This window comes from Mesorhizobium sp. M2A.F.Ca.ET.067.02.1.1 (genome assembly GCF_004023285.1).
Taxonomy (GTDB): Bacteria; Pseudomonadota; Alphaproteobacteria; order Rhizobiales; family Rhizobiaceae; genus Mesorhizobium.
Map to the genome: position 1 here is coordinate 1 of NZ_RZSB01000396.1, position 5,576 is coordinate 5,576.

5 protein-coding genes are annotated in these 5,576 nt (G+C 60.0%); 1 reads left to right on the forward strand and 4 read right to left on the reverse strand.

Annotation, left to right across the window (positions count from 1 at the left end):
• Positions 1–1,066 (forward strand): adenylate/guanylate cyclase domain-containing protein (locus EOA28_RS23120; protein WP_148670811.1); only part of this gene is annotated, 1,066 nt, incomplete at its 5' end.
• A 15-nt stretch (positions 1,067–1,081) separates the two neighbouring features.
• On the opposite strand, the gene EOA28_RS23125 is transcribed toward EOA28_RS23120, so the two are convergent.
• The 4 genes from EOA28_RS23125 to EOA28_RS23140 form a co-directional block, all read right to left on the reverse strand.
• Entirely contained in the window at positions 1,082–1,561 is a 480-nt protein-coding gene (locus EOA28_RS23125; RefSeq protein ID WP_127249250.1) for a class I SAM-dependent methyltransferase, read from the reverse strand.
• A 191-nt stretch (positions 1,562–1,752) separates the two neighbouring features.
• Positions 1,753–2,934 (reverse strand): ABC transporter permease, encoded by a 1,182-nt coding sequence (locus EOA28_RS23130; RefSeq protein WP_127249249.1) that lies wholly within the window; start codon positions 2,932–2,934, stop codon positions 1,753–1,755.
• Positions 2,931–3,929 carry an ABC transporter permease gene (locus EOA28_RS23135; RefSeq protein ID WP_042639159.1) on the reverse strand — a complete coding sequence of 333 codons (999 nt, stop codon included), beginning with the start codon at positions 3,927–3,929 and terminating at the stop codon, positions 2,931–2,933. The genes EOA28_RS23130 and EOA28_RS23135 overlap by 4 nt, the downstream gene beginning before the upstream one ends.
• 2 nt (positions 3,930–3,931) lie before the next feature.
• The coding region (locus tag EOA28_RS23140) for an ABC transporter substrate-binding protein (protein ID WP_148670812.1) at positions 3,932–5,576 on the reverse strand (1,645 nt) is incomplete at its 5' end.

Consider the following 5,576-nt stretch of genomic DNA (forward strand, 5'->3'; position numbering starts at 1 on the left):
GACATTCACCGTCAGTCCCCGCACACGCAGGATTGCCGCCCACAATCCACACCAACTTCCTGCGGTGGAATATTTCCGCCAGATCTACTGGGCGTCCGGCGTCGACGTGCCGGAGGAGGGTTTCGCGCAAAAGATGGAAGAGTTCTCGCTGGAGGACATCGAGCTTGCGCCCGGTGAGAAGGCGGTTCTTCCGATACAGCTTCCGTCCGAATTCATCATTGTCTTCGAGCCGGTCACCCATTCAGCGCAGTTCATCGACGTGAAGGGCGAACCGACAAAGGAGCGCCGAAGCCTCTCTCTGGTCTTCGACCGCGACCATGTCCAGAGCCAGACGCTGGAGATGCAACCCGGCCCGTTGCGCATTTCGCTGGAAAATAGGACAGACACGCGTGTGTTGCCGGCAGTTTTCATCGCCGGCCATGAACTGCATGAATTTCTGGGGAAACGCCGACCCTTTCTCACCGCCAAGCGACTGCTGACCAACCAGACGTTCCGCGATCTCTATCGCACGGATACTTTGGCCGTCGACCAGCGCCTGAAGATCACCAGCCTGACTTTCCTGTTCACCGACCTGCGTGGATCGACCGCGCTCTACGAGCGTGTGGGCGACCTTTCGGCCTTCGATCTCGTGCGGGAGCATTTTCAGGTTCTGCAAGATATCGTCGCGGCGGAGGCGGGCGCGGTGGTGAAGACCATCGGCGATGCCGTGATGGCGACCTTCGCCACGCCAGATCGTGCGATTGCTGCGGCCCTCAGGATGCGCGATGCCATGCGCACGCTCAACGACAAGAGTGGGCGCGAGGATCTGCTGCTCAAGATCGGTGTCCATGCCGGCCCCTGCATCGCCGTGTCCTTGAACGAGCGGCAGGACTATTTCGGCCAGACAGTCAACATTGCTTCGCGGGTCCAGAACCTTGCCAACGCACAGGCAATCTTCGCCACCCGAGCGGTGGTCGACGACAATCTCACCGCCGATCTGTTGCGCAGCAAAGCGCTGAAGCCGGAGCCCCACGAGGTCTCGCTGCGCGGCATTGAGCGGGAGATAGCAGTCTATACGATCCCCTGAAGACGTCTCGACCTCTCACACCCGCCTATAGATAAAATAACGATCGGCGGGCACCGAAGGCGGCGGCGGGAGGCGTTCCAAGTGCGGGTGATCGAGCGGCGTGCCGCTGACGGCGATGCCGCCGACGCGAAGCAGGCGCGCGGTCAGGTCGGGAAGCCAGGTAGCGGTCACTGCGTCGCGATCTTCATAGCCGGTGCCGATGTCGGCATGAAGAAGAGCGGCGTCGATGCCAATGAACCTGATCGCCGTCTCGCGTATTTCGCCGAGCACGAGGTTTTCAGCTTCGGGAATTGAGCTGGCGTGGGCGGCCAGTGCGCGGTCGAACGCCACGATCCGGCGTCCGGGCAGGCGCTCGCGCAGATGATGAAACGTCCGGCCATTGCCGAGGCCGAGCTCGAGGACAGGGCCCTCGATGGTCGCCACCTGCGCGCAGACTTGATCGAGAATGTCGCGCTGCGCGGTCAGCCTGCGGATGAAACTCTCGAGGCGACTCATTTGCGTTTGTGTGTCCTGAACCAGCTCAAGAGATCGGCAATGCCCGGGACCGGAACGGTTCGCGGGTGAAACCCGAGGGCGATGTATTAAACCCCGATCGAGCCTCGCGGCATATAGAGGCGAACGATGAACACTGCAACAACCGAACAGGCTGCGGACAAGGCGGCCCGGCGTACAGCAGGGTAACGATGTCACTTGTAGGGGTCTGCAGCGTCCCGCAGGCCGTCACCGAGGAAGTTGAACGCCAGGATGACGAGAATGACGGGGAGGATCGGCAAAAGCAGCCATGGATAGAACGCGATCACGCTCACGCTGCGCGCCTCGGTGAGCAGGATGCCCCAGCTGGTTATCGGCGCCCGCAGACCGAGCCCCAGGAAGCTCAGCGCCGTCTCGCCCAGGATCATGCCGGGGATGGAGATCGTCGCCGTGGCGATCAGATGTGACATGAAGCCGGGAATGAGGTGCCGGCGGATAATGCGGCTGCTGCTGGCGCCCATCAATTGCGCGGCCAGAACGTAATCCTCTTCACGCAAGGCTAGAAGCTTTGAACGCACCGCCCGCGCCAGCCCGGTCCAGTGGAGCAGCCCGAGGATGACGGTAATGCCGAAATAGATCAGGATCGGACTCCAGGTTATCGGCATGATCGCCGCCAGAGCCAACCATAACGGAATGCTGGGAATCGATTGCAGAACTTCGATAATTCGTTGAACGATCAGGTCGAACATACCGCCATGATAGCCGGCCAGCCCCCCGATGACGATGCCAAGGACGAAGCTGAAAGCGATGCCTACGAGGCCGATCGTCAGTGAAATGCGTGCGCCGTAGATGATGCGCGAGAGCACGTCGCGCCCCAGCCTGTCGGTGCCGGCCAGAAAGAGCTGGCCGTTTTCGGCAGGGCAGACAAGATGCCTGTCACCTTCGATCAGGCCCCAGAATAGGTAACTGTCGCCCTTGCAGAAGAAACGGATCCGCTGAACATCATCCTGCTTGTCCATATAGTTCCGCTTGAGCGTGTCCATATCCAGCGTCATCTGGCGGCCATACACGAACGGTCCGACAAACTGGCCGTCGTGGAACAGATGCACCCACTGCGGCGGCGAATAGATGTAGTCCATGTTGCGCGTGTGCAGATTGTAGGGCGCCAGGAACTCGCAGATCAGTATCCCAAGATAAAGCGCTGCCAGGAATATGCCGGATATGAGGGCAAGCCGGTGCCGTCGGAATTTCCACCACATCAGCCGCAACTGCGACGCCTGGAAGACCTTCGACTGCTCAGGCGTCATCGCCTCGACCGACTGCAGGTCAAAGGGCGCAATGGAAACGTAGTGTTGTAGTGGAGCACCCGGAGCGGGCAGCGGCGATTGCGTATTCATTTGGTGCTCCCGCCCTGCAAACGAATTCGCGGATCAAGCAGCGCCAGCGCGAGGTCGGAAATCAGGACGCCGATGACCGTCAGGAAGGCGAGGAACATCAGGAATGACCCCGCCAGATACATGTCCTGGCTTTGCAGCGCCTTGATCAGCATCGGCCCGGTCGTTTCCAAAGACAGCACGATCGCCGTGATTTCGGCGCCGGAAATGATGGCAGGCAGGATAGAGCCGATGTCTGAAATGAAGAAATTGAGCGCCATGCGCAGCGGATATTTGACCAGCGCCTTGAAGGGATGAAGGCCTTTGGCGCGCGCGGTCACGACATATTGCTTGTGTAGCTCATCGAGCAGATTGGCGCGTAGCCGCCGGATCATGCTTGCCGTGCCACCGGTGCCGATGATCAAGACCGGGATCCAGAGATGGGCGAGGATCGATTTCGCCTTGGCCCAGCTCATCGGCTCGCCGAGATATTGCGGGTCCATGAGATGGCCGATGGACGTGCCGAACCAGATGTTGGCGAAATACATCAGGATCAGCGCCAGCATGAAATTCGGAATGGCAAGGCCGAGAAGACCGAAGAAAGTCAGGCCGTAGTCGCCCCAGCTGTATTGATGGGTGGCTGAGTACATGCCGATCGGAAAGGCGATGAGCCAGGTGAAGATGATCGTGACGAAGGAAACCAAAATGGTCAGCCACATTCGGTCACCGATGACATCGCGAACCGGCAGCTCATATTCGAAGGAATAGCCGAAATCGCCGTGCAGCATTCCGCCGACCCAGTAGAAGTAGCGAATGACCGGCGGCTTGTCGAAACCATACTCCTTGCGCATCATCTGGATGCGATCGGAATCCACTGCTTCGCCCTGAGCCCGAAGCTCTGCAACATAGCTGTCGAAATAGTCGCCCGGGGGAAGTTCGATGATCGTGAACACCAGCGCCGATATGATCAGCAGCGTTGGAACCATCACAGCAATGCGCCAGACAATATATCGAAGCACGCTCAGGACTCTCCAAGCCAGAATGTGTCCATCATATAGACACCGAAATAGGCGGTCGGATCGTAGCCGTAGAGCGCCTTGTCAGGCAGATTGCGCAGCCTCGAGGACGCCAGAACCGGCTGATGCGTTCCGTTCACCGTGCCGATCGAAAACACCTGATCGGTGTAGATCGACAGCATTGAATTCCAGATTTCGGCGCGCTCCGCGGCTTCGGTCGAAACGTTCCAGCGCTTGAGCAAAGCCATCAACTCGACGACAGGCGGAAGATCGGGCGCCTCGCCGACCGTGCCGTGAGACAGGTAGTGAGCACCCCAGAGCGGCCATTGCAGCTGGTCGTCCATGGTGGGGGCCAACTGGGACGGGTTCATGTCGGCGGTCGGCACACCATTGTCGATGCCCGACCAAATCGACATCATGATCTCGCCACCTAGCGCGCGGCTGCGGAAGATGTCTCGCTGCGAAGTCCGGACGAACAGGGCGATGCCGACCTGCCGCCAGTGATCGGTGATGAGTTCGAGCGCGTCCGTTTCCAGCGTGCTTTCGCCGGCCGTTTCCACGATGACCTGCGCCGGGCGTCCATCGGGGAGGATCCGCAGACCGTCATCGTCGCGCGCCTTAAGCCCGACCTCGTCGAGCAGCGCATTGGCCTTGTCGGGATCATGGGCAACCCAGGCTTTCGCGAATTCCGGCCGGTAGAGCGGGCTCTCCGGCAGGACCGTATCGGCACTTTCCTGCGCCAATCCGTAGAACACCGCCAAATTGATCTCGCGCCTATCCACTGCGAGCGAAAGCGCGCGGCGCACGCGCACGTCGCGGAGAAGGCCACGCCACACCGGGTCGGCACAATTGAGGTTGGGCAGGAGCGCCAGCCGCGAACCCTGTGTGCGTTTCCACAGATGCATCTTCACCGGGTAGCGCTTCTCCGCGTCCTTCAGGAAGGCGTAATCGGCAAAGTCGATTCCCATGCATTGCAGGTCGCTCTCGCCGGCACCGGTCTTGGCGGAAATAATTGCCGATGAGCTGACATTCATGACCACCCGGTCAACATAGGGCAGCTGCCGGCCATTCTCGTCTATTCGATGAAAGAACGGGTTCCGCTCGAAGACGAACTGCTCGGCCGGCGGCTTGGTCCGGTTCTGCCAGGGATCGAGCGTCGGCAGTTCCGGGTTCTCCGGGCGATACTGGCGCGACATGCGGATATGCAGGAGCGTCCATTTCTTGGCCCTGTTCTCCTCCATCAGGCCGGCAAGCCGGAATGGATCCTGGTATTTCTTGTGGAACTGCTTGAGATAGGTGGCCGGCAGAACAAGCGATAGCGGCGAAGCGGCAGCGAGCTTGGGCAGGAAGTCTGGATTAGGCGCATCCCAGCTATAGCGGACCGTCAACGGATCGACGATCTCGAAGCGTGGCGGCTTGCCTTCCACCAGCAGGGTCGGGGGGAGCCCGCCTTGCGTAAGCTCATCGTTCAGCCAGACATCTTCCCAGCAATAGCGAAAATCCTCCGGCGTCAGCAGGCTGCCGTTAGACCATTTATGTCCTTCCCGTATCTTGAAAGTGAAGACGCGATCGTCCGCCTCGTCGAAACTTTCGAGAATGTCGGGTTGCAGGTTGAGCTTTTCGTCATAGCCGACCAGGCGAGCATATCCG

Excerpts from the sequence above, each read along its gene's own strand:
- EOA28_RS23125 (WP_127249250.1), bottom strand. The coding sequence starts at position 1,561 with ATGAGTCGCCTCGAGAGTTTCATCCGCAGGCTGACCGCGCAGCGCGAC.
- EOA28_RS23130 (WP_127249249.1), bottom strand. The coding sequence starts at position 2,934 with ATGAATACGCAATCGCCGCTGCCCGCTCCGGGTGCTCCACTACAACAC.